Source organism: Geopseudomonas aromaticivorans (assembly GCF_019097855.1).
In the GTDB taxonomy this organism is placed as follows: Bacteria; Pseudomonadota; Gammaproteobacteria; order Pseudomonadales; family Pseudomonadaceae; genus Geopseudomonas; species Geopseudomonas aromaticivorans.
Genome location: NZ_JAHRGL010000016.1, coordinates 1 through 21,968, shown reverse-complemented (window position 1 = coordinate 21,968; position 21,968 = coordinate 1). Strand labels below are relative to the sequence as shown.

The window sequence follows — 21,968 nt, the reverse complement described above, 5'->3', positions numbered from 1 at the left end:
ACGGCTCGCGCGCGTTAGCGGATGCCGCCGCCAGTCATGGCGGCAGGACTGAAGTAGTTGTCGGGACGCGGTGCAGTCACCACCCAGCCGCCGCCCATGGTCGCGTTCTGCTGACGGTGGTAGGCACCGGTGGCCAGATCATGGGTGACCGCCTCGTCGGTCATGTGGCCGGTACCCTCGTAGAAGGTGATCGGCAGGCTATGGTTAACCCGGTAGATCTGTCCGGCGCGGTCGAAGTTGTCGCTGATGCCCACGCTGTACAGATCCTCGTCCAGATAGATCATGCGGCGCGGATAGATATGGCGCTGGCCTTCCTTCAGCGTCGCCTCGACGACCCAGACCCGGTGCAGTTCCCAGCGCATGCAGTCCGGATTCAGGTGGTTCTTGGTGCCTTCGCCCAGCGTATCGGGGCACACGTTCGGGTCGCGGATCTTGTAGGTGTTGTAGGGGATGTACATCTCCTTCTTGCCGTGCAGCTTGAAGTTGTAGCGATCCAGCGCCCCGTAGAAGATCGCCAGCTCATCGGTCGTTGTCACACCACCGCTGGTTGGGCTCGGCGTGTCATAGGCAATGTCGGGCGCCAGCTTGACGCGGCGTTGTCCGGGCAGGTACTGCCAGGCGCGGCGACCTTGATCCACCATGTCGATGGAGTCGTGCACGACGATCTTCTCGCCGTTCTTGCGCGCCGGGTCGAGGAAGTCGACGCGCAGCATCTCGTAGATATCCTTGTCGCCGATCGGCCCGGTACGCTGGGGATCGAAGATCGGATACTGGATCTGCATGCTCGACACGCCAGTGACCGTGCGAGTGCCGCGCGTATCGACCAGGCTGGTGGTGAAGGCGCGGGTTTCAAAGGCAAACTGGTCGAACTTCAGCAAGCGGTTCCACATGACCTCATTGCCGGTCTTCGGGAACGGGAACGGGGTTCCGCCGTAGCAGCCCTCAAGGCCCAGCTCGTCATTCTTGGTCTTGCATGCGCTGGCGTTCTTGATGGCGTTTTGCTGGAAGTATTCGGGATAGGCCGCCGTGCGGTGGGACGGATAGATGTCCATGCGGAAGGTCGGGTACTTGCGCAGCAAGGCCTGCATGCCCTCGGTGAGCTTGTCCGCGTACTGGGTCAGATTCTGCCCGGAGATGGAAAACAGCGGCTTCTCATTGGCGAACGGATCGGGGCGGATACCTGGGTTCTTCGGGTCGTAGCTGGCTGGCGGCTTGATCGGGCCGGTATAGGCCGGGATGCTGCCGTCGGCATTGCCCGCCTGCTCCGCCCCCCAGGGCGTGTAAGTCTTGCCGATCTGGCTGATCTGCTCCGGGGTCGCTGCGGCCTGAGCCAAGGCCGCACAGCCTCCGGCCACGGCGATTGCCACGACATTACGCATCAATTGCTTCATGTGGTGCTACTCCTGGTTTTTGTTATTTATGCGTGTCGAGCAACGCCTTGCTCCGGCGCCTGCCTGACACTTACCACGGTGAAACCTTGTTTGCGGGGCACACCGGAGCGATCGCAAGACTCCCCGGAGACGCCCACGGGACCCACTCAGTGCCCTTGCCGCCGTCGATCAATCGACGACGCGGAGCGGATTGGAGCCATCCCATTGCGCCGCCGCGCTCTTCATCAGGTCGAAGAAGGCGTAGTTTTCCTTGGGGAAATCGATCAGTTCGATCAGCCCGCCGCCGCCGTCCACGTAGATCGCCTCGCCCCCGCCCGGCAACCAGACCTCCTGCATCACCTGCGCCCCCGCTGCGCGGCAGGTAGCGCGCGCCTGCTCCATGCTGTCCACCATCAGGCAGACGTGATGCATGCCCTCACGGCCGGCATCGAGCCAGGTCTTGTAGATCGAGGGCGCGTCGTTGTGCTGCTGGATCAGCTCGATCTGCATGTCGCCCCAGTAGGCGATCGCCACCGAGAAATCCAGATCGATCGGCTGGCCGCGGTAATGCGTGGCCTCGGTCTGGATATGCTTGAGGTGGAAGAACGGGCCGACGCCCATGGTCTCGGTCCAGTAGCGCAGTGCCGCATCGAAATCCTTCGGCACCCATGCCAGCTGCATGATCGTGCCCAGCCCGGACAGTGCGTTTTTCAGCGTGCTCATCGTGTCTCCTCCAGTACAGCGGCCGATACGGACGCCTCGGTTGCATGACTCAGCGAATTGCCGCGCACCCCGGCCTCAGCCGTCGGGGCGAGCCTGACGATCAGCTTGCCGGTGTTGGCGCCCTCGAACAGCAGATTGAAGGTGTCCAGGCAGTGCTCCAGGCCGTCGACGACCTGCTCGCGGAACGTGATCTTGCCCTCCGCCAGCCACTGGCGGACCTGGGCGATGGCCTCGGGGAAGCGCTCGAAGTAGTCCGAGACGAGAAAACCTTCCAGCGTCACCGTGCGGGCGAGGATCTGCCAGAAGTTGTACGGCCCCGGCACGGGCTGCTGGCTGTTGTAGCCCGAGATGGCGCCGCAGAAAACGATGCGGGCGTTCTTGTTGAGGTTCATCAGCGTGGCGTCCAGCACCTCGCCGCCGACGTTGTCGAAGTAGACGTCCACACCCTCCGGACAGGCCTCGCGAATGGCCTCCTCAAGATTGGCGCTGGTGCGGTAGTTGATCGCCGCATCGAAGCCCAGCTCGTCGACGATCCAGCGGCACTTTTCCTCGGAGCCGGCGAGGCCCACGGCGCGGCAGCCCTTGAGCCTGGCGATCTGCCCCACCAGGGAACCCACCGCGCCACCAGCAGCGCTGACCAGCACGGTCTCGCCTGGCTGCGGCCGCCCCTTCTCCAGAAAGCCGAAGTAGGCGGTCAGGCCCACCGCGCCGTAGATGCTGAGAAAGTACTGCTCCGCCTCGCCGGGCATGGGCTGCACAGGCATCAGCTGCTCGCCCCTGGCGATGGAGTAGTCCTCCCAGCCGTTGACGCCGACGGCCAGGTCGCCGGCCTTGAATGCCGGATGGCGGCTGTCGATCACCTCGCCGAGGCTGGTGCTGCGCACCACCTCGCCCAGGGGAATCGAAGGCAGGTAACTCGGCCGCTCGGACATCCAGTCGCGGATGGCCGGGTCGATGGACAGATAGTGGTTGCGGATCAGCACCTCACCGGCCTGCAGCGGGCGCAGCGGCTCCTCGCGCAGCTCGATATCGGCCAGGGTCACCAGACCCTCGGGGCGCTTCTGCAGAATCCAGCTGCGATTGCGTAATTCGGGCATGCTCTCTCGCTCCTTCTTGTTGTTGTCATTCGCTATAGGCAGTAGCTGGCCGAGCCCGGGCAGCGCAAGGCGCCGGAGTCAGTCAACGGGTGACCCGGTGATTCGGCCGCGATGGCGGCGCCTCTGGCTGGAGCATGGAAGAGCGTGTTGAGGCCACGGACGGGAAGGTCATGAATTCGGCTCGTCGTTATTGTTATATTTAAAAACCAACATGTACGTTTTTATTTAAAATAACCAGTGCCTCCGCTTCTTTCAAGGGATTCATTGACGATTTTTGGGATGCACAACGTGCCGCGACGGGCGGCTTAAGACGCCCAGCCGCTGCGCTGCCCCATCCGGCGTGAATCCGCCGTAGGCGGCAGTGGAGAATGCGTTGTTCCGGGTTGGCGACTTGCGGGCCAAATGGACCACAAGCCGCAGCCGCTGGTCCATCGGGCCGAGTCCTCAGTCACCGTCCGGCATGCACCAGGTCGAACTGCCGGAGCGTCGTCTCGACGGGCAGGCGCGCGGCCTGCTCCAATGGCAGGGCACGCTGCGCATCGGAGACGATCTCGATGCCGTACAGGCCATCGTAGCCCGTCGCTTGGACGCAGCGGAGAAAGCGCGGTACATCAAGGGCGCCCTCGCCGGGCAGGCGCCGGCGGAAGATCTGGTCCTCCAGCAGGGTGCCGATCTGCTCCCGATCCGCGTCGTCCAGCTCGATGTGCTTGATCAGCCGAGGCGGAATGCTGGCGATGTCCTCGAAGGGGATGCCACCCCGGGCGAAGTGCCAGATGTCCAGCAGCAGACCACCATTGCCCTCCTCTGCCGCCGCGGCGATGGCGATGGCCGTCGGCAGGTCGCGGATGTTGGAGGTGGGCATGATCTCGATGACGATCTGCACGCCGACCGCGGCGGCCTCGCGGCAAAGCCCGCGGAAACTCTCGGCCATGCGCTCCAGCGGCCAGTCATCGCCGCTCATGTCACCGACCACCTTGATGTGGTGGGCGCCGAGCCGCTGCGCGACATCCAGCAGCAGCCGGCGGGTCCGGTCGGAGGCCGCGCGCCTCTCGCCGTCGGCGAACCAGTCCATCAGCACCTCGAGCTCCAGATAGCGCAGGCCGTTGTCGGCCAGGATCTGGCGGATCTGTGCGTCGTCGTAGCGCTGGCGCACCGCAATGAGGTCGTCGACGTACAGCCCCATGCCCACATAACCGGCCCTGCCCGCCGCCTCGGCGCGCGCGCGGAAATCCCGCGGACTGACCATGCTCCCGGCCAGCGGCACCACGTCGCCGGCCAGCGTCCAGCAGGACGCCAGCAGTCTTGGTGATTGCTTCATTTTCCCCTCCTTCCGATAGCGTTCGGCGTCCGTGCTCACTGGCTCTCGAACGGCGGCATGGCCAGGAACTTGTCCAGCGTCTGGTGCAGGTGGCGGATGCGCACCTCCTGGTAGTTGCCCAGCGTCGCGCCCTTCTTGCGCGAGGTGAGGAAACCCTGCTGCTGGGCCTCCATGTTGCCGGTGTCCTGGTCGAACACGTGGCCCAGCGCCTGGTCGATACCGGGCGCGGTGGTGTACGACTCCTCGGCCTTCAGGCGGAAGGGTTCCGCCGGCTCGGGGCGCTCGCCGGAGCGGGGCACCGTCGGCATGATCATCAGGTCGAACAGCGCCCGGTTCGGGTCCATGCCCAGCGGGCGGAAGCGGAAGAACACCGGGAAGGACAAGGCAAGGAAGAAGCAGGAGTTGGGAAACACCAGATACTCCACCGTGTCGATCATTTCCGAGGTGCTGCGGCCGTCCATGTCGAGCCCGCAGGTTTCCCGCACCAAGTCCTTGAAGTACTGCGCCATCACTCGCCGGGCATTGTCGCCGGGCGGCACCTCGAGACGCTCGCCCACTGCCTCGCGGTCGCCCAGCACCATGGCATCGAGGATGTCCTGCTGCGCCACCGGCTCGCTCAGGTTGGGACTGGCCACGCCCACCAGACTGATGTGGCGGTTCACGTAGTCGCTATAGATGTCGTACTGGGTGTTGATGTCACCGCTGGAAATCAGCAGCTGCGGATGGGTGGCCAGCAGGTGATAGGCCTCCATGAAGGCCTCCTGCGCCACCTTCCAGTTGCACGGCAACTCCTTCTCCACATGCACGGAGATGTAACGCTCCGCGAAGGCCGCGCTGCGCGCATGTTCCGGCAGCGGCGCCAGATACTCCTCAAGCGGCATGGCGTCCGGGTCCATGTTGACGAACACGAAGCCGCCCCAGGTGCCGACTCGCGCCTCCGGCAGGCTGAATTTCTCCTTGTCGACATGAGGGAAATCCCACTGGCAGGGCAGCTTGGCCAGCGAGCCATCCAGCGCCCAGGTCCAGCCGTGGAACGGACAGGACAGCTCCCGGCTGCGCCCCTGGGTCCCCGACGGCTTGAGCTTGGTGCCACGGTGCAGGCAGGAGTTGAAGAAGGCCTTGATGCCGCCGTCCTGCATGCGCGTGACGATCAGCGAATAGGGGCCGATGTCGTAGACGTAGTAGTCGCCCGGCTCCGGGATGTGCTCCTCGCGGCAGGCCCACTGCCAGACGCGGGGCCACATGCAGTCCATCTCGCGCTGGAAGAATGCCGGACTGGTGTAGCGCTCGTAGGGCAGATCCTCGTCACCGAGAAAACGGTACGACTCGGTCCGGTAGGTTTCCGGTTGGGCGTCGATGTCGCCATCGGCATCCAGCACATCGCGCACGCTCATGGCTGGACAGCGGGCAATCAGGTTCTGATCGTTCACTGCACACGTCCTCTTCTTGTTGTTGTTCTGGCGGAGTTGTTTATCGTGCTGCGCGCCCTGTGCAGCAACCTGCCGCACGGGGCGCGGATCAACGATCAGTGACTGCGATGGACCTGAGTGAGCGAATCCGGCATCGGCAGGATCGGCGCTTCGGAGAAGCGGCAGATCTTCCAGCCCGCCGGGGTCCGCAAGTAGTCGAGGAAGTATTTGACGTGCAGGGTTACCTGGACGCCGTCACGCACGCCCGAGCCGATGACGTAGGCCCACGCCGAGGCCGTATCGGCGTCGAGATGGCGAACCGTGAAGTTGGTGCCGTAGTGGGCGTGGTGGGACATGTAACCGAACACGTCGGCAAAGAACTGGCGCAGCCCATCGTGCCCCTTCAGGCAGGGCAAGCCGATTTCGCGCAGATCGAAGCTGACGTCCTCGGTGAACAGGCTGAGCATGCCGTCGAGGTCCGTCAGCGAGTCCACGGCAAACAGATAGCCATGAAACAGGTCCTGCAGAGCCTGACGGTCTTCGATGAGGCGCACGCGTTGTTCAAGGCTGGACATTGAGTCTCTCCATTGTGGCTTTCGTGGCCAGAGGCCTCCGGCCACTTGGGGTCGTCTGCCGGTAGCCCGGCTACCAGCAGAGCGCAAAGACGAAGCGGCGCCGCGCAGAGCGGGCGCGCACTCCTGTGGCTTGCTTAACGGTTGGTATAGCCGGCATCCACGTGGATGGTGGTGCCGGTGACGTAGGACGCCTGCTCGGAGGCCAGCCAGAGGCTCGCCTGAGCCACCTCGCGCGGCTGGCCGAAGCGGCCGAGCAGGCTGAGTACCGGGGCAAATTCGGCCTCGCTGCAGCCCATGCGCTCCAGTGCGCCACGCAGCATCGGGGTGTCAATGGCGCCCGGAGCGACGGTGTTGACGCGGATGCCGTGCACGCCGTTCTCGATGGCCGCCACCTTGCTCAGGCCGACCACCCCATGTTTGGCCGCCACGTAGACGCCGTTGTTCGGCTGCGGACGGAACGAGCTGACCGAGCCGATATTGACGATCGCCCCGCCGCCGCCCTGACGGATCATCTGCGACAACTCGAACTTCAGACAGAGCGCAACGCCCTTCAGATCCACCGCGATCACCCTGTCGAACTCGTCCTCGTCCATCTCCGAGAGCAGCTTGGTATCGGGCGACACTGCCGCGTTGTTGACGGCCACGTCCAGTCGACCGAAATGCGCCACGGTCGCCTGCACCAGCGCATCCACGTCCGCCGCAACCGCTACGTTGCAGCGCTGGAACAGCGCCTGGCCACCGGCCCGCTCGATCTCGGCGACCAGGGTGAGGCCCATGTCCTCGTTCATGTCCGCCACCACCACCTTGGCGCCCGCTTCGGCGAACAACTGCGCCGTGGCTGCGCCCATGCCCATGGCCGCGCCGGTGACGATGGCTACCTTTCCTTCAAGCACGCGTGCTGTCATCTCGTTGCACCTTTTTTGTTGTTATTGCGGTTGGTCGTCTAACGCGTCAATGCGTCGACAAGATTGCGAGCCCCCTCAACGGCGAGGCGTGCTCGCTGTACAGCTGAAACGCCCTGCGCGGCCAGCCGCGGCATGGGCACCTCGACATCCAGCGCAGCGGCCGGCGGCAGCGCCCGGAGCAGTTGCGCCAGGGGAAACACCCCCTGCCCCGGCGGCAGGCGGTTGATGGCTTCTTCGGCATAACGCGCCGGATCCAGCGCAGCGACTCCCGCGGGCAGTAGCGGCCCGTCGCAGAGCTGGGCATAGGCGATCAGGTTGGGAGCCAGCGCGGCGACCTCGGCCGGCGTACCGCCGCTGCGCGCGAGGTGCAGCGCGTCGACGCCGATGCCGAGGTTGGCGCGGCCGACCCGTTCGACGAAGCCGGTTGCCGCGGCCAGCGACATGCAGCCCGGCGTCAGGGCCATGAATTCCAGGCCGAGCTGCAGGCCGTATTCGCCGGCCAGCTCGGCGAAACGTCCGAGGCAGTCGGTGGCGCGCAGTGGGTCGGGATCATGGATGTGGGTCACCGCCAGCCGCGCCCCCAGCTCGGCGCCGAGTGCCAGCGCCGGGCGGAAGGCGTCGAGGTCCACCCCCTCGGTCAGGGAAAAGAACTCCAGGTTGGTCACCCGCACCCCGTGGTCGCGCAGCCGGGCGAGCAACTCGCCGCGCATCGCGGGTGTCACCAGCGGAAAGCCGAAGCCAGGCGGCGACTCGACGAACAGGCAGACGCCTGCGCACCCTACCTCTGCCGCGATCGGCACCAGCTCCAGAGGAGAGACGTCACACAGGGTGAAGTGATGCAGGGCGAGCGGCGTGGTCGGCATGGCTAGCCTCCACCTGGCCGCGGAGGCGGCACCACCACCTCCTCGCGGACCAGCAGACCGCGCAGCGAATCGCCAGCGACCAGCGCGCGGCCCGCCGCGGGATCACGCCGCTGCCACGCCTCGCGCAGCGTTTCGAGATCCGGCCACCAGCTACATTCGACGCCGTCGAAGGCAGCGGACGCAGCGGTTTCCACCACGGCCTGGCGCGTCAGGCGCAGCGGGCGGCCCGCCAGCAGCGGCCCGCCGTCACCGCGCAGCCAGCGCTCGCGAAAATCCGCCGCGCTCGCCTGGTGGTCACGACTGACCACCAGCATCAGCTTGATCGCCCCCGGCATGGCCGAGGGCTCCCGCGCCTCCTGCACGATTCGCTCATGGGTGACGCAGGCGAGCACCGGCGGCGTGACGAAATTCGCCTCGTCCGGCCCGGCACCCTCCTGGTACTCGCGACTGCCGATCAGCCGCTCGAGGGTGTCGATACCATCGATCCACAGCTCGGGTGAACCGTCGGCCATGGCCGGCAGGCCGTCGAGTTCCGCCGCGACCGCATGGTTCTGCACGTAGCCCTGCATGAAACCGGCCTCGACCAGCGTCAGGGCATGCGCCCGGTGGATAGTGCGCCAGTATTCGCTGAAGGCCGGCAGGCTGAAATCCGCCCGCCGGTTGAGGAAGCTGACCACCTTGAGCGCATCCATTCAGCCTTCCCCGCGGCCGCCGCGGGCCAGGTAACGGTCCAGGGTGCGGTGGAAATGGCGGATGCGCGCTTCCTGATAGTTGCCCAGGGTTTCGCCCTGCTTTTTCGAGGCCTTGAAGCCCTGCTGCTGGGCGCGCAGGTTGGCGGTGTCCTGGTCATAGACATGAGCCAGGTACGGGTCCATGCCGGGCACCACGTCGTAGGACTCCTCCTCGGCGACCATCGCCACTTCCGGCGCATCGGGCCGCTCCTGGCCCTCGGCCAGCGGACGCAGGAACAGGATTTCGAACAGGCAGCGGTCGACATCGGTGCCCAGCGGGCGGAAACGATAGACCATGGGCAGCGAAACGCCCGGGAACAGCACCATGTTGGGGAACAGGTGGTACTCGATGGTATCGATCATCTCGGCGTCGGACACCTGGCTCAGGTCGACCTGGTATTTGTCGCCGAGGATCTTGCGCAGGTAGCGCGCCATCACGATGCGCGCGGTTTCCCCGGGCTGCACGGTGAGCTCGTCATTGATCACCGTGCGATCGCCCACCAGCATGGAGTTGACCAGCTCCTGCTCGCTGAGCGGCTGCTCGAGGTGCGGGCTGCTGACCCCGCCGACCGCGTAGAAGCGGGTGACGTGATCGCCGTACAGGTCGTACTGGACGTTGGCATCCCCGGTGCCCTGCAGCAGCTGCGGATGGGTCTCCACCACATGGTAGGACTCGAGGAAGGCTTCCAGCGCCGTCTTCCAGTTGCACGGCAGCACCTTGGCCATGTGCAGTTCGGTGAAGCGCTGCTCGAGGTCCCAGTTGCGGAAATGCTCGGGCATGACTTCCATGTACTCGTGCAGGGGCTTGGCGTTCTCGTCCATGTTGATGAACACGAAGCCGCCCCAGGTCTCGACCCGTACCTGCGGCAGACGGTAGCTCTCCGGGTTCACATGGGGGAAGTCCCAGGCGCAGGGCACCCGGGAAATCTCGCCCTCCAGGGTCCAGGTCCAGCCGTGGTAGGGGCAGCGCAGCTCCTGGGCGCAGCCCATGCCCTCTTCCGAACGCAGCTTGGTGCCACGGTGCAGGCAGGAGTTGTAGTAGGCCTTGATGCCCTTGGGCGTGTTGACGATCAGGAACGAATACGGGCCGAGTTCGTAGACGTAGTAGTCGCCGACCTGGGGAATGTGCTCGAGACGGCAGGCCCATTGCCAGACCTTGGGCCACAGGCTGTCCAGCTCCTGCTGGAAGAAAGCCGGCGAGGTATAGCGCTGGTAGGGAATGTCGCTGTCGCCGATGAACTCATAGTTGCTGCTGCGCAGCACTTCGGGGGCGGGAAGCGCGTCGCTGGCGATGATGTCCTGCACGCTGGGCCCGGGGCAGCGCGCCTCGCCGGGTTGCAGGCCGGCATATTCGCCGGGAATCAGGGGCATCTTGATCTTGCTGTTCATGGATTCACCTATTGTTCTTGTTATCTAGTCCAGAGCGGGTGGTCAGGCCGGTACGGCCGCGGCTTCCTGGCTGACCTCGATGCGCCCGTCAACCACCTGCAGGGCGAAGGTACGCAGCGGCACCCGCCCCAGCGGCCCCTTGCCGCAACCGGTGCGCACGTCGAACAGCACCCCGTGCAGCGGGCAGGCGATCATGCCGTTGCGGATCCGCCCGCCCTCAAGCTCCGCGCCCTGGTGGGTGCAGCGGTTCTCCACGGCGAAGTATTCGTTGTTGACGTTGCACACCAGGACGCTGAGGCCGGCGATGTCCACGGCCTGGCTCTTGCCAGCCGGCAGATCGGCGCAATCCAGCACGTGATGGAATTGGCTCATGGGTTTCTCCCCTTGGAACTGAAAGCACTCAGGCGAAGGAATAGGAAACGTCGTCCCGATCGGACCTGCCGCGGGTCACGGCGGCGCCGATGCCCTTGTCCCAGATCGCGCTGCTGGACTCGTTGAAGTTGAGGTCGAGCACGAACAGGCGCTTGCTGAATTTCCAGACACCGCCGCGCCGCTCGTACTGATCGAGATAGCGACCGGCGGCGATGTGCTGGGTGGGTTTGTCGTCACCCGCCAGAGCGCTCATGCCGATCACGTAGGCACGGCCGCTGGCGCGGTCGCCGTCGATCTCGAACGTCTCGTTGCTGGTGAAATGCCAGGTGATCTCCACGGCCGGGTTGTCGGCGCAGATCAGCTCGCAGAACTGCGCTGCCGGGCCGACGAACAGACCGAAGTCCATGGTCGCCTCCGGCCACCACAGCGACTCCAGCAGCGACCGGTCGCGGCGATCGACGCCGGTGCAGTAGTTGGCGACCAGCTCGTGCAGGTCCTGCTTGGCCTGCAGGGTTTCCAGCTGGATTTGCATCTGTTCGAGATTCATCGCATTTCCTTCAGATAGTCCGGTTGCGCGGCGCCAAGCGGGTGGAAAGCGCTGCGGCCACTTTCCACCCCGGGCACTCAGGCCCCCTCGCCCGCCGGATAGGGTTTGGCCAGTACGCCACCGTCAACGTACATCTGGTGCCCGGTCACGAAGCTGGCCTCGTCGCTGGCGAGGAACAGCACCGCGGCGGCGATCTCGCTGACTTCGGCGATGCGGTTCAGGGGCTGCATGCCGCCATAGATTGCCTCCAGGCGGGCCGGATCGTCGGAAGCGTCCAGGTACTGCTGCAGGTTGGGCGTGCGGGTCGCCGCCGGGTGCACCGAGTTGCAGCGGATGTTGTAGCCCTGCTCGCCGCAGTGCAGCGCCACGGTCTTGGTCACCGCATCCTGCGCAGCCTTGGCGGCGCCATAGCAGACGAACAGCGGACCGGGGCGGATGCTTTCCACGGTGGAGATGTTGACGATCGAGCCGGAGCGATTCTTCTTCATGCTGGCTACCGCGTGCTTGCAGCCGAGGAAGGCACCGCGCGCGTGCACGGCCATGTGCCGGTCCCAGTCGTCCAGGGTGGCGGCCTCGATGTGCGCCGGGTAGGAGATGCCGGCGCTCTGCACCAAGATGTCCAGCGGCCCCCAGCGCTGCTCCAGATCGGCCAGCACTCGGCTCCAGTCGGCGTCGTCAGTCACATCCAGCCTGGCGAAAGCCGCATTGGGGCCGAGCTCATCGGCCAGGGCCTCGCCGGCGGCGCAGTTGATGTCGGTCAGCAGCACCTTGGCGCCTTCCGCGACGAACAGTCGGGCGATCCCCGCGCCGATACCCGATGCGGCGCCGGTCACCAGCGCCACCTTGTCCTTGATACGTTGCATGTCCACCTCGGTTCGAAATTGGAGAACGGACGACTGCCTCACTCGGCAGTCAGGTACTTGACCAACGTCTGGTGCAGCTGGCGGATACGAATTTCCTGATAGTTCCCCAGGGTCTCGCCCGGCTTGGTGCTGGACTTGAAGCCGCGCTGCTGGGCGATCAGGTTGCCGGTGTCCTGGTCGTAGATGGTCGCCAGGCCAGGATCCAGCCCCGGCACCTCATGGAAGGACTGCTCGAAATCCAGCTCCACCGGCTCGGCCGGATCCGGGCGCTCGCCCGAGTCGGATACCGGCTGCAGGTACAACAGGTCGAAGATGCAGGAGTCCACATCGTTGCCGTTGGGGCGGAAGCGGTAGACCATCGGGAACAGCAGCGACGGGAAGAAGCAGGTATTCGGAAACAGGCAGTACTCGATGGCGTCGATGGTTTCCGAGATGCTCAGGTGCGACAGATCCTTGCCATAGGCCTTGCCCAGGGTCGCCTGGATATGTTCGGCGAACACCTTGCGGGCCGTGCTGCCTTCCGGCACCAGCAGCTTGGAACCCTCGCCGCCCACGCCCTCCACCACGCCTTCGGCCAGCAACGCGTCGAGCAGCTGCTGCTGGGTAAAGGTTTCCTTCAGGTGCGGGCTGGGAAAGCCGACCAGGTGGACGAAGCGCGACACCGTGTCGCCGTAGATGTCGTACTGGGTATTGGCATCGCCGACGGTCAGCACGCCCTGGGGATGGGTTTCCAGCACATGGAAGGATTCCAGGAACGCTTCCAGGCAGGCTTTCCAGTTGGCCGGCAACAGCTTGCGCACATGCAGGGCGACAAACTTCTCGGAAAGGTCCCACTGGGCGAAATGCTCGGGGAGGATGCCCAGATGCTCGGCCAGCGGCGCGGCATTGGTGTCGAAGTTGATGAAGACGAAACCACCCCAGGTCTCGACCTTGAGTTCCGGCAGGCGGAAGTTCTCATCGTCCATGTGGGGGAAGTCCCAGCGACAGGGCACGTCGGTCAGCTCGCCCTCCAGCGACCAGGTGAAGCCGTGGAACGGGCAGCGCAGCTCCTTCGAGCGACCGCAGGAGCCGGCCGGCTTCAGCTGGGTGCCACGGTGCAGGCAGGCATTGGGATAGGCCTTGATGCTGCCATCCTGGGTGCGCACCACCAGCACCGACTTCTCGACGATCTCGTAGACGTAGTAGTCGCCCGGCTCGGGAATGTCCTCTACGCGGCAGGCCCACTGCCAGACGCGGCTCCACAGCTTCTTCTGCTCGAGAGCGAAGAAGTCGCGGGAGGTGTAGTGCTCGAAGGGAATGTCCGCGTCGCCCAGAAAGCGATAGGACGGATCGGTGAGATGGGCCGGCGCGTGGTCGCCGTCCGAAGCGATGATGTCGGCGGTACTGGCTCCAGGACAGCGAGCCTCACCCGGCGCCAGATGCAGCGCTTTATTCATGTTCGACCTCCGTGATTATTTTTATAGAGGTGCCGCTTTGTGAGCGCCTTGCGGCCTCAAATCAAGACAAACAATTCTGTTTTAATGTGACCTGAAGAAAACTGCAACCGCTATCCGGCCTCGCCCCGCCGCGCCAGGTGCAGAGACGTCTGCTCCCTGAGGAAACTGTCGGCAGCCGGGTCGGTCCGCGCCCAATCGACGATCTCCTTGCGCCGGGAAATCTTCCAGCCGGCGCCACGGTCCTCGTACTCGTCGTGATAGCGGCCGGCGACGAACAGGTCGAACTTCTCGCCCTTCTCCGTCGTCCGGTGGTGGGCGATGAAGTACACCTCGCCCTGCGCGCGCTTGCCGTCCAGCGTGATGTCCACCTGGCCGATCAGGTGCTGGCTGGCATCGCACTGAGCCAGGAAGCCCTGGGCGAAGTCGACGAACTCCCACGCCCGGCCGGCGAACAGGCCGCAGTCGACCCAGCCATCCTCGTGGAAGGCCTGGCGCTGCAGTTCGGGCAGCAGGCGGTCCTGGCCACGCATGTAGTCGTTCAGCGCCTGCTGGATATCGCGGCGCGCGGTCAAGTCGGCCAACTCGGCGCGCAGGCTGTCGAGTTGCTGCAATCCGCTCTCGTTCATGAAGCCTCCTCCTGTGGCGAGACCGGGAAGGCGCTAGCGCCTTCCCGGTCCACCCTGCCCTTCAGATTGTCGAGGTCAAGATTCAGCGAACACCGCTGTTGGTCAGGCTGTTGGCCTGGTAGAAACCGGAGGGCTTGGCCTCTTCCGGCTTGGTCACCACCATCATGCCCTTGCCGGCCTGGGTGTAGGCCTGGCGTACATAGGCGCCGCTGGTCATGTCATGCACCACGAACTCATGCGGGTTGTGGCCGGTGGTTTCGTAGAAGGGGTAGTAGTTGGCCTGGGTCACCCGGTAGATCTTGCCGGCATCGTCGTAGTTGTCAGCCATGCCGACGGCAGGGATATCCTCGTCCCAGTAGAAGGTACGCTTGGGATAGACGTGGCGCTTGCCCGGCTTGAGGGTAGCCTCGACCACCCATACCCGGTGCTTCTCCCAACGCACGCAGTCCGGATTCAGGTGGTTGGGGGTGAACACCTGGTCGTCCGAGCACTTCTGCGGATCGTGCAATTTGAAGGTGTTGTACGGAATGTACATTTCCTTCTTGCCCACCAGCTTGTAGTCGTAGCGATCCTGGGCGCCATAGAACACCTGGGTGTCGTCGACGGTGCCCACGCCACCACCGGCCGGGCTCGGCGTGTCATAGGCAACGTCCGGGGACAGCTTCACGCGGCGTTGGCCCGGCAGGTAGGACCAGGCCCGGCGCCCCACTTCCAGCATGTCGACCGAATCGTGGAGGACCAGTTTCTCGCCCGCCTTGCGCGCCGGCGCGGTCCAGTCGACGCGGCCGTATTCGAGCATGTCTTCGGGGCCGATCGGCGTGGTGCGCGCCGGATCGTAGTGCGGGAAGGTCTGCCAGTAGGCGAAGCCGCCGGTCTGGATCTTCCGTCCGGTGGAGTCCACCAGCGTGGACAGTTGCGCCGGCGAGTAATAGGCGAACTGATCGTACTTCAGGGTACGGTTCCACATGACTTCGGAACCGTTCTTCGGAATCGGGAACGGCACCCCGCCGTAGCAGGTGCCGGCCAGTTGCAGGAGGTTTTCGGCCAGGGCGCAGGTCGCGGCATTCTTCAGCGTGTTCTGGACGACGTAATCCGGGTACTTGGCCGTACGATGGGTCGGGTAGACATCCATGCGAAAGCTCGGGTACTTCTTGAGCATTTCCTTGAAGCCTTCGGTCACCTTGTCCCCGTGCTCGGCAAGGTTGGCGGCAGTCACGCTGAAAAGCGGCTTCTCGTCGGCGAAGGGGTCTGGGCGGATGCCCGGCTTGGACGGATCGTAGCTGGCCGGCGGCTTGATGCCACCGGTATAGGCGGGAATGCTGCCGTCGGCATTGGCGCCCTTGATGGCGCCCCAGGGCGTCAGCTCGTTGCCCAACTTGGTGATTTCCTCCGGACTGAGCGCTGCCCAGCTCGCGTTGGCAGCACTTACGGCACACAGCAGCACCGCATGCTTGGCAAAACCTTTCATAAGCTACCCCTTCATTGTTCTTGTATGGTGGTTACTCGTGTTTACCATCGACCCCACTAGCCCAGCGGCAAGGCTTCTCGGCGGTCGCCGAGATTACGCCGGGATAGCGAGGTCCCTTCTCACAGCCTCAGTTGTTCTTCGCCCCCTGCTCGACCCACAGGCGAATCAGTTGCAAACTGTCCTCCGCCAGCGGCGGCTGGCCAAAGGGCATCTGCACACCCGCACCGCCGACATTCAGATGCGTTCCCTGCAGCTTGTGCAGCAGGTAGCTCTGCTCCGGCGCACCGGGCGCCACCCTTTGCAACGGGCTACCCGCCGACGCCACGCCGACCAGGCTCTGGTAGGCCGCCGAGGGATACAACTTCATGCCTCCCGGCTCATCGCCATTCATGTGACAGGTGGCGCACTGGACCCGGAAAATCGGCGCCACCGCCTTGGAGAAACTGACCTCCTCCGCCGCGTGAAGGCTGGCGCAGGGCAAGCCCAGCGCCAGCAGCGCCAGCAACCCTCTGCCCATGGCGTTCATCAGGCTTGCCCCGCGGCATGCCGGGCGGCCAGATAGCCGAAGGTCATGGCCAGGCCGATGGTGCCACCCGCGCCCAGGTAAGCCGGCCCCGACGGACTGGCGATGCAGTTGCCGGCGCCGTATAGGCCCGGGATCGGCTCGCCCTTGGCCGAAAGCACCTGAGCATTCGGGTTGATCGCCGGCCCGGCATTGGTGTCGAGCGCTCCGGGCGCCAGGATCACCGCATACAGGGTGCTTTTGCGATCGATGGGGTACATGGTCGGGTTGGGCTTGTCGTTGGCCGGGAACTTGGCGTTCTTGCTGACCGGGGAGAACAGCTTGTTCCAGATCCGATCGTATTCATGCAGGCCTCGATCGAAGTCTTCGTCACGGCCCGCCTCGGCGAACTTGTTGTAACGCTCGATGCTGGCGTCCAGGTTCTGCGCGAAGTCATCGGACAAAGCCAGATTGCCGATCTTCCCGGCCAGGCTTTGCAGACGCTTCTTGATGTTGGCGGTCAGCTCCTGGGGGTTGCTGCCCTCGATCAGCCACTTTGACTCGCGCTTGTCGAGCGGCAGCGGCAAGGCGCCGGCGTAGCGGTCCAGGGTGCGATCGTCGAAGACCATGAACATGAAGCGGTTCGGGTATTCGGCATTTACCGGGTCGAAGGTGAAGTGCGCACGGGTACGGTCGTTGTAGTTGCGCTTCTCGTTCATCACGCGCTTGCCGTACTTGTTCACGTGGATCATCGAGTCGCCCGGCGCGAAGAACACGCCATGGGGGACAGCGCGGTTCTCCAGCGCCTGCTCCAGCACCACGGGCGAGCGCCAGGCGGTGCCCAGCGGCCCCATCTTGGCCCCGGCCTGCTGGGCGATGGTGATGAAGTCGCCGGTCGAGCCAGCCGCCGCACAGGCGCCGTACAGCCCCGGCTGATGCAGACGCACCAGATCGACGTTGTGGGCAAAGCCGCCGGAGCCGAAGATCACGCCCTTGCGGGCACGAATGCGCAGGGTCTTGCCGGCATTCTCCACCTCGAGGCCGACCACCCGGTCGCCGTCCTTGATCACGCCAACGGCCCGGTGCTCGAGCAGGAAGGGCACGTCACGCTTGGTCAGCCACTGCTCCAGCTGATAGGCCAGGCTGTTGCCGCCGCCGGCGGAACTGGCACCGGACGCCGGTTCCATGGCGCGCATGTTGTTCAGCTTGTTCTCTGCCAGGTGGTCACCGTAGTCCGGCGGCGCGGTATCCACGTCCCACATCTTGAACTGGCGGAAGTGCATCGCATCGATCTTCTCCATCCACTCGACCATCTTCGAGCCGTTGTCGTAGAAGGCTTCGAGCATCTGGAAGACGTCTTGCGGCAGGCCCAGGGTCGCGCTATCCGCCGCGTACATTTCCGGATAGGCGTAACGGGCGATGTAGCGCAGGCAGTCTTCGCGCTTGTCCTGCGCCCCTTGGGCGACGATGAACTTGTTGTTGGGAATCCAGGTGACACCACCGGACTTGCCGGTGGTGCCGCCGGGCATCGGCATCTTCTCGACGACGATGACCTTGGCGCCCAGCGAGGTGGCGGTGACCGCAGCCGAGCAGGCCGCTGCGCCGGAGCCGACACAGACGATGTCGGTTTCCATGTCCCAGACCGGGCCGCCCTGCGCAGACTTCTCGCCAGCCGCCAGTACCGAGCTGGCCAGGCCGAGGGTGGAGGCGGCACCAGCAACCAGGCCCGCGCCGATTAGCAGCTTGCGCCGGGAAAGATTGTTGTCTTGATTGTCGTTGCTCATCGACTTGCCTCGTTCTTGTTGTTCTGTGTGAAGCTTCTCTCGGATCAGAAAAAACCAACCCGATGGTTTTTATTGAAGATAGCCTCTGCCTTGATCTGGATCAAGCCCTAGTTGTGCAGTCCCGCGAAGTCATCGCTCAGCCTGCACAGCGCCGCGATTTCGAGCCGAGCGCCAGGCTCGCCAGAGTCGACGTGCGCCCATGCCTCCCCCTCGGATCGCCCCCAAGACGTAACCAAGACCCTCGCGCTCGACAGCAGCTGACAAACCATGGGGCCCGCGAAGTCACGCGCACCAGGCTCACGGCTGCTCCAGCAGCGATCTTGCCTTGTTCAGGGTGTTACCGGTGCCAATTGGGAGAAAAGGCGGTTGAGATCGTCATCGCTGGACGCGGCCAACACCTGCTCCAGCCAATGGTAATACTGCTGCAGACCGACCTCGTTGCGGCCGAATTGCACCTTGGGCATCAGCCCCGAGGACAGCGCACGTTGTTGCTGGCGCGACATGGGCAGGTCTTCCTCGCCAACCACGCGCCCGATGAAGCTGACCAACTCCCGCACTTTCGCTTCGCTGGCCTCGGTGGGCGGGCTCTCGGTCAGGAAGGTCTGGATGGTCTGCGAGGAGTCCGGCGTTTCGCCGGGAACCACCTGGGAGATGACCATGATCCGCTCGCCGGCAATGAAGCAGTTCAGGGAGACATTGGGGAAGAGAATCCACTCGCCAAACAGCAATGCCCCGGTTGACCACTCCTTCTCCTGCAGGTTTTTCAGGCTGTGCAGGCCGTCCTGTTCAACCGGATTGCTGGACATCAGCCCCAGGCGCTGGTGCGGGCCATGGAAGTAATATTGGGCCAGATTGCTGATATCGGGGCCAAAGGTGTTCTTGTGCAGGATAGGCAGGTGGTAGAAGTCCATGTGGGCATCGAAGGCCAACTTCCAGTTCGCTCCGGGCAAGACGCGCTGGTCATAGAGCTGCCAGCGCTCCAGCTGGAACCCTTCCAGTAGCTGGTCCACCCCGCCAAGGAAGCTGGGAGTATCCAGAGTGGAGCCCGGGTCGAGGGTCACCCAGATCAGCCCGGCACTTTCCCAGGCAGGCAGCCTCTTCAGCCCCAGGCTGCCCTTGTCCACTTCACCGTAGGATCTGGCTGAAGCCACCGCGAGCAGCTTTCCTTCTGCGGTAAAGGTCCAGCCGTGGTAGGGGCAGGTGAACCGTGCCCGCTTGCCGCAACCTTCCGCCAACTGGCTGCCGCGGTGAGTACAGCTGTTGAGAAAGGCCTGCACCTGCCGATCCGCGCCGCGCACCAGCAAGACCGGCACTCCGGCTATTTCCATGGCCTTGTAACTATTCGGTTCGGCCAGCTCGCAACTTGCGGCAAGCATCAATGGCAGGCGGCGAAACAGCAGTCTTTTCTCTGCCTCGAAGCGTTCAGGGCTTACATAGATATCGGCATCGACGCTGAGAATGTCTGGGGCCAGATCGATCTGCTGGCTGTCCAGGCGGTGGAGCATGTCCCTGGCCGTGCGGATCAGGGTTGTTCTGGCGTGATCGGACATAGTTGCAGTCCCTGGCTGACAAGTTTTGGGTTGGCAATTTTCAGATGCGACTGCATCAGCCAATCCAGTTGCTAGAGGATTTCCTGCAACTCGAACACATTGCCGTCCGGGTCGCGCGCATAGGTCGCCTTCACCGTCCCTAGGTGCTGCGGTGGCGCATGGAAGCGCACTCCCGCCTGCAGCAGGCGCTCGTACAGCTCATCGATACCCTTCACGTCCAGGCAGAAATGGGTGATGCCGTGACGATTCACCGGGCGCTCGCCCTCCTCCGGCTGAGTCTCGGGCAGGCTGAACTGGAACAGCTCCAGACAGATATTGCGCCCCTGCAGCATGACCTGGGTCGCGGCGGAGTCCTCCAGGCCGAGCACCTGGTTGATCTGCAGGCTTCCGGCCGGCCAGCTGGTGCGACTGATTTCTTCCAGACCAAGCAGGTCGCGGTAGAAAGCAACGGCCCGCTCCATGTTGGGCGTGGAAATGGCGAAATGATGGAAAGCTTGGCTCATGGACGTCTCCCCTCAGCAATTCAATTGCTGGAAGCCCGGTTTCCGGGCTCCCGGCGCTGCGCTTATTTGATGGTTTCAGCGTTGTCGATGACCATCTGCGTACCGTTGATGTAGCGCGACTCGTCGGAGGCCAGGAACAGCACCAGGTTGGCCACATCGACCGGCTGCCCCATCTCCTTCTTCACCTGCGACAGGGCATGGCTGTCCGGGTCGATATCGCGCAGCGCGGCAGCGGTCATCGGCGTCTCATGGCCGCCGGGGAGAATGGCGTTGCAGCGGATCTTGTAGCCCTTGTCCTGGCAGTGGATGGCCACGCTGCGCGTCATCGACAGGATGGCGCCCTTGGCGGCGGCATAGGAGAAAACCTCGCCGATGCCCTTGATCGCGCCAATCGAGGAGATGTTGATGATCGAGCCGCCGCCACTGGCGTGCATCGCCGGGATGGCATGCTTACAACCGAGGAAGGTGCCCTCGGACATCACCGCGTTGACGAAGCGGTACTGCTCCAGGCTGATGCTTTCAACATCGCCGAAGATAACCACCCCGGCGTTATTCACCAGCACATCGAGACGACCGAAATGCGCCAGGGTCTCGGCGATCACTTCCTTCCAGCGCAGCTCGTCGCGCACGTCGTGCTTTAGGAACAGCGCTCCGGGGATGCTCGAAGCGACCTCGCGCCCCAGCTCCTCGTTGACGTCGGTGAGCACCACACGGGCACCCTCCTGCGCCAACAGCCTGGCATCGGCGGCGCCCAGCCCCGATGCCGCGCCGGTAATCAGCACAACTTTCCCTGCTACACGTCCCATGACTTGCCTCCAGGCACGGCGACACCTGCGCCGAGCGCTTGATGAAATGAACGAAGTGTCGTCGCGATCAGCCGCGGATTGGCGGCGGGGTGATGCTGTCGATGGCGGATATCGAATACTTGCGCACCGTCATGTCGAGCAGCTCGATATCAGCGACGCGCTTGAGAAAGGTATTGATGTGCGGGGTTGCGAAGTGTTGCTGCAGGGCCTCGTCCGAGTCCCACTCCTCGCTGATCCAGATGACATTGGGCGCCAGGAGGTCCTGGGCAAAGGCATAGTGGCGGCAACCCGGCTCCCGGCGGGTGTGGGTCATGACCTCCTGCGCCGCAGCGAGGTAGTCATCGACCCGCTGCGGAGCGACTTCCATGCGGGCACTGATGGCAATGGTGTCCATGCGCAATCCTTCATTCTTATCGTTATTCGAAGGGAACGGGTGGCACCCGCACGCTGGATGCCACCCGAGGCCGGATCAGATCCGGCCGGCGATGTAGTCGTTGATCACTTCGTGGTAGCGCCGCACGCGGGCCTCCTGGTTGGCCAGGTAGGAGTCGCTGTAGCCGCGGGAATGGAAGCCCTTCTGCTGGGCGATCGCGACGCTGAGGTCCTGGTCGGCGACCCAGCCCAGGGATTTTTCGCCGTGTTTGAAGACATCATGCTTGGCCGCTTCCATCGGCCACTCGCCCAGCGGCGTGGCGGCCTTGGTCTCGCCATGGGCCGGACGCACGAAGTACCAGTGGTCGAACAGGCACTTCTCCGGATCGGTCGGGTGCGGCATCGGGCGCAGGATCTGGTAAGAGTCGGCGGCCATGGTGAAAGACATGTTGGGGAACAGGGTGTAGTGGTAGTAGTCGGTCAGCTGATCGTCGTTGAGGTTGGCGTACTGGGCGTAGCCGCGCGCCTCGCCCAGCTTGCGCTTCTGCTTCTGCAGCGCCACCCGCACCTCACCGGCACGGCCTTCGTATTCGTCGGGATTCAGTTCCCAGGCGCGCATCATGGCATCTAGCGGTGCGGATTCCACGCCATCCGGCCACCCAGTCCACGCTTATCCGGCCGGGCATTCCACGCACATCCGGCCACCTGTTCCACGGCCATCCGGCCGGGCAGTCGGAGCGCAGCGACGCTAGGGTGGCA

23 protein-coding genes are annotated in these 21,968 nt (G+C 64.3%); all 23 read right to left on the bottom strand.

Features of this window, described 5'->3' with window-relative positions:
- Nucleotides 1–14 precede the first annotated feature (14 nt).
- Complete coding sequence (locus KRX52_RS06775) at nt 15–1,391, bottom strand: DUF1329 domain-containing protein (RefSeq protein ID WP_217680864.1); 1,377 nt, start codon at nt 1,389–1,391, stop codon at nt 15–17.
- A gap of 168 nt (nt 1,392–1,559) precedes the next feature.
- Complete coding sequence (locus KRX52_RS06770) at nt 1,560–2,093, bottom strand: VOC family protein (RefSeq protein ID WP_217680856.1); 534 nt, start codon at nt 2,091–2,093, stop codon at nt 1,560–1,562.
- Entirely contained in the window at nt 2,090–3,190 is a 1,101-nt protein-coding gene (locus tag KRX52_RS06765; protein WP_217680843.1) for an NADP-dependent oxidoreductase, read from the bottom strand. Before KRX52_RS06765 ends, KRX52_RS06770 begins: the two co-directional genes overlap by 4 nt.
- Nucleotides 3,191–3,638: 448 nt before the next feature.
- A complete protein-coding gene (locus tag KRX52_RS06760) occupies nt 3,639–4,508 on the bottom strand; it encodes a sugar phosphate isomerase/epimerase family protein (RefSeq protein WP_217680841.1) in 870 nt (289 codons plus the stop codon).
- A 35-nt stretch (nt 4,509–4,543) separates the two neighbouring features.
- Nucleotides 4,544–5,938 (bottom strand): aromatic ring-hydroxylating oxygenase subunit alpha, encoded by a 1,395-nt coding sequence (locus KRX52_RS06755; RefSeq protein ID WP_217680840.1) that lies wholly within the window; start codon nt 5,936–5,938, stop codon nt 4,544–4,546.
- Nucleotides 5,939–6,033: 95 nt separating this feature from the next.
- The gene (locus KRX52_RS06750) at nt 6,034–6,492 is read right to left on the bottom strand and encodes a nuclear transport factor 2 family protein (RefSeq protein WP_217680838.1); all 459 of its coding nucleotides are present in this window, start codon (nt 6,490–6,492) and stop codon (nt 6,034–6,036) included.
- 134 nt (nt 6,493–6,626) lie between these two features.
- A complete protein-coding gene (locus KRX52_RS06745) occupies nt 6,627–7,385 on the bottom strand; it encodes an SDR family NAD(P)-dependent oxidoreductase (RefSeq protein ID WP_217680836.1) in 759 nt (252 codons plus the stop codon).
- A 50-nt stretch (nt 7,386–7,435) separates the two neighbouring features.
- Nucleotides 7,436–8,260: a sugar phosphate isomerase/epimerase family protein gene (locus KRX52_RS06740; protein WP_217680834.1), complete on the bottom strand. Its 825-nt coding sequence runs from the start codon at nt 8,258–8,260 to the stop codon at nt 7,436–7,438.
- A 2-nt stretch (nt 8,261–8,262) separates the two neighbouring features.
- Nucleotides 8,263–8,952, bottom strand: a complete 690-nt coding sequence (locus tag KRX52_RS06735) for an EthD domain-containing protein (RefSeq protein WP_217680832.1) — start codon at nt 8,950–8,952, stop codon at nt 8,263–8,265.
- Entirely contained in the window at nt 8,953–10,380 is a 1,428-nt protein-coding gene (locus KRX52_RS06730; RefSeq protein ID WP_217680826.1) for an aromatic ring-hydroxylating oxygenase subunit alpha, read from the bottom strand.
- A gap of 42 nt (nt 10,381–10,422) precedes the next feature.
- The gene (locus KRX52_RS06725) at nt 10,423–10,752 is read right to left on the bottom strand and encodes a Rieske (2Fe-2S) protein (protein WP_217680824.1); all 330 of its coding nucleotides are present in this window, start codon (nt 10,750–10,752) and stop codon (nt 10,423–10,425) included.
- A 28-nt stretch (nt 10,753–10,780) separates the two neighbouring features.
- Nucleotides 10,781–11,299, bottom strand: coding sequence for a nuclear transport factor 2 family protein (locus KRX52_RS06720; RefSeq protein WP_217680815.1), 519 nt, complete (start codon nt 11,297–11,299; stop codon nt 10,781–10,783).
- A gap of 77 nt (nt 11,300–11,376) precedes the next feature.
- Entirely contained in the window at nt 11,377–12,162 is a 786-nt protein-coding gene (locus KRX52_RS06715; protein WP_217680813.1) for an SDR family oxidoreductase, read from the bottom strand.
- Between the two features lie 38 nt (nt 12,163–12,200).
- The gene (locus KRX52_RS06710; protein ID WP_217680811.1) at nt 12,201–13,598 is read right to left on the bottom strand and encodes an aromatic ring-hydroxylating oxygenase subunit alpha; all 1,398 of its coding nucleotides are present in this window, start codon (nt 13,596–13,598) and stop codon (nt 12,201–12,203) included.
- 110 nt (nt 13,599–13,708) lie between these two features.
- Nucleotides 13,709–14,224 carry a nuclear transport factor 2 family protein gene (locus KRX52_RS06705; RefSeq protein ID WP_217680809.1) on the bottom strand — a complete coding sequence of 172 codons (516 nt, stop codon included), beginning with the start codon at nt 14,222–14,224 and terminating at the stop codon, nt 13,709–13,711.
- Nucleotides 14,225–14,306: 82 nt separating this feature from the next.
- On the bottom strand, nt 14,307–15,692 hold the full coding sequence (locus KRX52_RS06700) for a DUF1329 domain-containing protein (RefSeq protein ID WP_217680807.1): 1,386 nt from the start codon (nt 15,690–15,692) through the stop codon (nt 14,307–14,309).
- A 127-nt stretch (nt 15,693–15,819) separates the two neighbouring features.
- A complete protein-coding gene (locus KRX52_RS06695; RefSeq protein WP_217680805.1) occupies nt 15,820–16,218 on the bottom strand; it encodes a hypothetical protein in 399 nt (132 codons plus the stop codon).
- The gene (locus tag KRX52_RS06690; protein WP_217680803.1) at nt 16,218–17,978 is read right to left on the bottom strand and encodes an FAD-dependent oxidoreductase; all 1,761 of its coding nucleotides are present in this window, start codon (nt 17,976–17,978) and stop codon (nt 16,218–16,220) included. Before KRX52_RS06690 ends, KRX52_RS06695 begins: the two co-directional genes overlap by 1 nt.
- Nucleotides 17,979–18,307: 329 nt before the next feature.
- Nucleotides 18,308–19,528, bottom strand: a complete 1,221-nt coding sequence (locus KRX52_RS06685) for an aromatic ring-hydroxylating oxygenase subunit alpha (RefSeq protein ID WP_217680801.1) — start codon at nt 19,526–19,528, stop codon at nt 18,308–18,310.
- A 71-nt stretch (nt 19,529–19,599) separates the two neighbouring features.
- On the bottom strand, nt 19,600–20,031 hold the full coding sequence (locus KRX52_RS06680; RefSeq protein WP_217680799.1) for a VOC family protein: 432 nt from the start codon (nt 20,029–20,031) through the stop codon (nt 19,600–19,602).
- Nucleotides 20,032–20,093: 62 nt separating this feature from the next.
- Nucleotides 20,094–20,837 (bottom strand): SDR family oxidoreductase, encoded by a 744-nt coding sequence (locus KRX52_RS06675; protein WP_217680785.1) that lies wholly within the window; start codon nt 20,835–20,837, stop codon nt 20,094–20,096.
- 67 nt (nt 20,838–20,904) lie between these two features.
- Nucleotides 20,905–21,231: a putative quinol monooxygenase gene (locus KRX52_RS06670; protein WP_217680783.1), complete on the bottom strand. Its 327-nt coding sequence runs from the start codon at nt 21,229–21,231 to the stop codon at nt 20,905–20,907.
- A gap of 75 nt (nt 21,232–21,306) precedes the next feature.
- The gene (locus KRX52_RS06665) at nt 21,307–21,831 is read right to left on the bottom strand and encodes an SRPBCC family protein (protein WP_217680781.1); all 525 of its coding nucleotides are present in this window, start codon (nt 21,829–21,831) and stop codon (nt 21,307–21,309) included.
- Nucleotides 21,832–21,968 lie beyond the last annotated feature (137 nt).

Coding starts and splice junctions, on each gene's coding strand:
- KRX52_RS06725 (WP_217680824.1), bottom strand. CDS start 10,752: ATGAGCCAATTCCATCACGTGCTGGATTGCGCCGATCTGCCGGCTGGC.
- KRX52_RS06720 (WP_217680815.1), bottom strand. CDS start 11,299: ATGAATCTCGAACAGATGCAAATCCAGCTGGAAACCCTGCAGGCCAAG.
- KRX52_RS06735 (WP_217680832.1), bottom strand. CDS start 8,952: ATGGATGCGCTCAAGGTGGTCAGCTTCCTCAACCGGCGGGCGGATTTC.
- KRX52_RS06740 (WP_217680834.1), bottom strand. CDS start 8,260: ATGCCGACCACGCCGCTCGCCCTGCATCACTTCACCCTGTGTGACGTC.
- KRX52_RS06695 (WP_217680805.1), bottom strand. CDS start 16,218: ATGAACGCCATGGGCAGAGGGTTGCTGGCGCTGCTGGCGCTGGGCTTG.
- KRX52_RS06690 (WP_217680803.1), bottom strand. CDS start 17,978: ATGAGCAACGACAATCAAGACAACAATCTTTCCCGGCGCAAGCTGCTA.
- KRX52_RS06775 (WP_217680864.1), bottom strand. CDS start 1,391: ATGAAGCAATTGATGCGTAATGTCGTGGCAATCGCCGTGGCCGGAGGC.
- KRX52_RS06680 (WP_217680799.1), bottom strand. CDS start 20,031: ATGAGCCAAGCTTTCCATCATTTCGCCATTTCCACGCCCAACATGGAG.
- KRX52_RS06750 (WP_217680838.1), bottom strand. CDS start 6,492: ATGTCCAGCCTTGAACAACGCGTGCGCCTCATCGAAGACCGTCAGGCT.
- KRX52_RS06765 (WP_217680843.1), bottom strand. CDS start 3,190: ATGCCCGAATTACGCAATCGCAGCTGGATTCTGCAGAAGCGCCCCGAG.
- KRX52_RS06710 (WP_217680811.1), bottom strand. CDS start 13,598: ATGAATAAAGCGCTGCATCTGGCGCCGGGTGAGGCTCGCTGTCCTGGA.
- KRX52_RS06665 (WP_217680781.1), bottom strand. CDS start 21,831: ATGATGCGCGCCTGGGAACTGAATCCCGACGAATACGAAGGCCGTGCC.
- KRX52_RS06675 (WP_217680785.1), bottom strand. CDS start 20,837: ATGGGACGTGTAGCAGGGAAAGTTGTGCTGATTACCGGCGCGGCATCG.
- KRX52_RS06760 (WP_217680841.1), bottom strand. CDS start 4,508: ATGAAGCAATCACCAAGACTGCTGGCGTCCTGCTGGACGCTGGCCGGC.
- KRX52_RS06685 (WP_217680801.1), bottom strand. CDS start 19,528: ATGTCCGATCACGCCAGAACAACCCTGATCCGCACGGCCAGGGACATG.
- KRX52_RS06700 (WP_217680807.1), bottom strand. CDS start 15,692: ATGAAAGGTTTTGCCAAGCATGCGGTGCTGCTGTGTGCCGTAAGTGCT.
- KRX52_RS06670 (WP_217680783.1), bottom strand. CDS start 21,231: ATGGACACCATTGCCATCAGTGCCCGCATGGAAGTCGCTCCGCAGCGG.
- KRX52_RS06705 (WP_217680809.1), bottom strand. CDS start 14,224: ATGAACGAGAGCGGATTGCAGCAACTCGACAGCCTGCGCGCCGAGTTG.
- KRX52_RS06770 (WP_217680856.1), bottom strand. CDS start 2,093: ATGAGCACGCTGAAAAACGCACTGTCCGGGCTGGGCACGATCATGCAG.
- KRX52_RS06730 (WP_217680826.1), bottom strand. CDS start 10,380: ATGAACAGCAAGATCAAGATGCCCCTGATTCCCGGCGAATATGCCGGC.
- KRX52_RS06715 (WP_217680813.1), bottom strand. CDS start 12,162: ATGCAACGTATCAAGGACAAGGTGGCGCTGGTGACCGGCGCCGCATCG.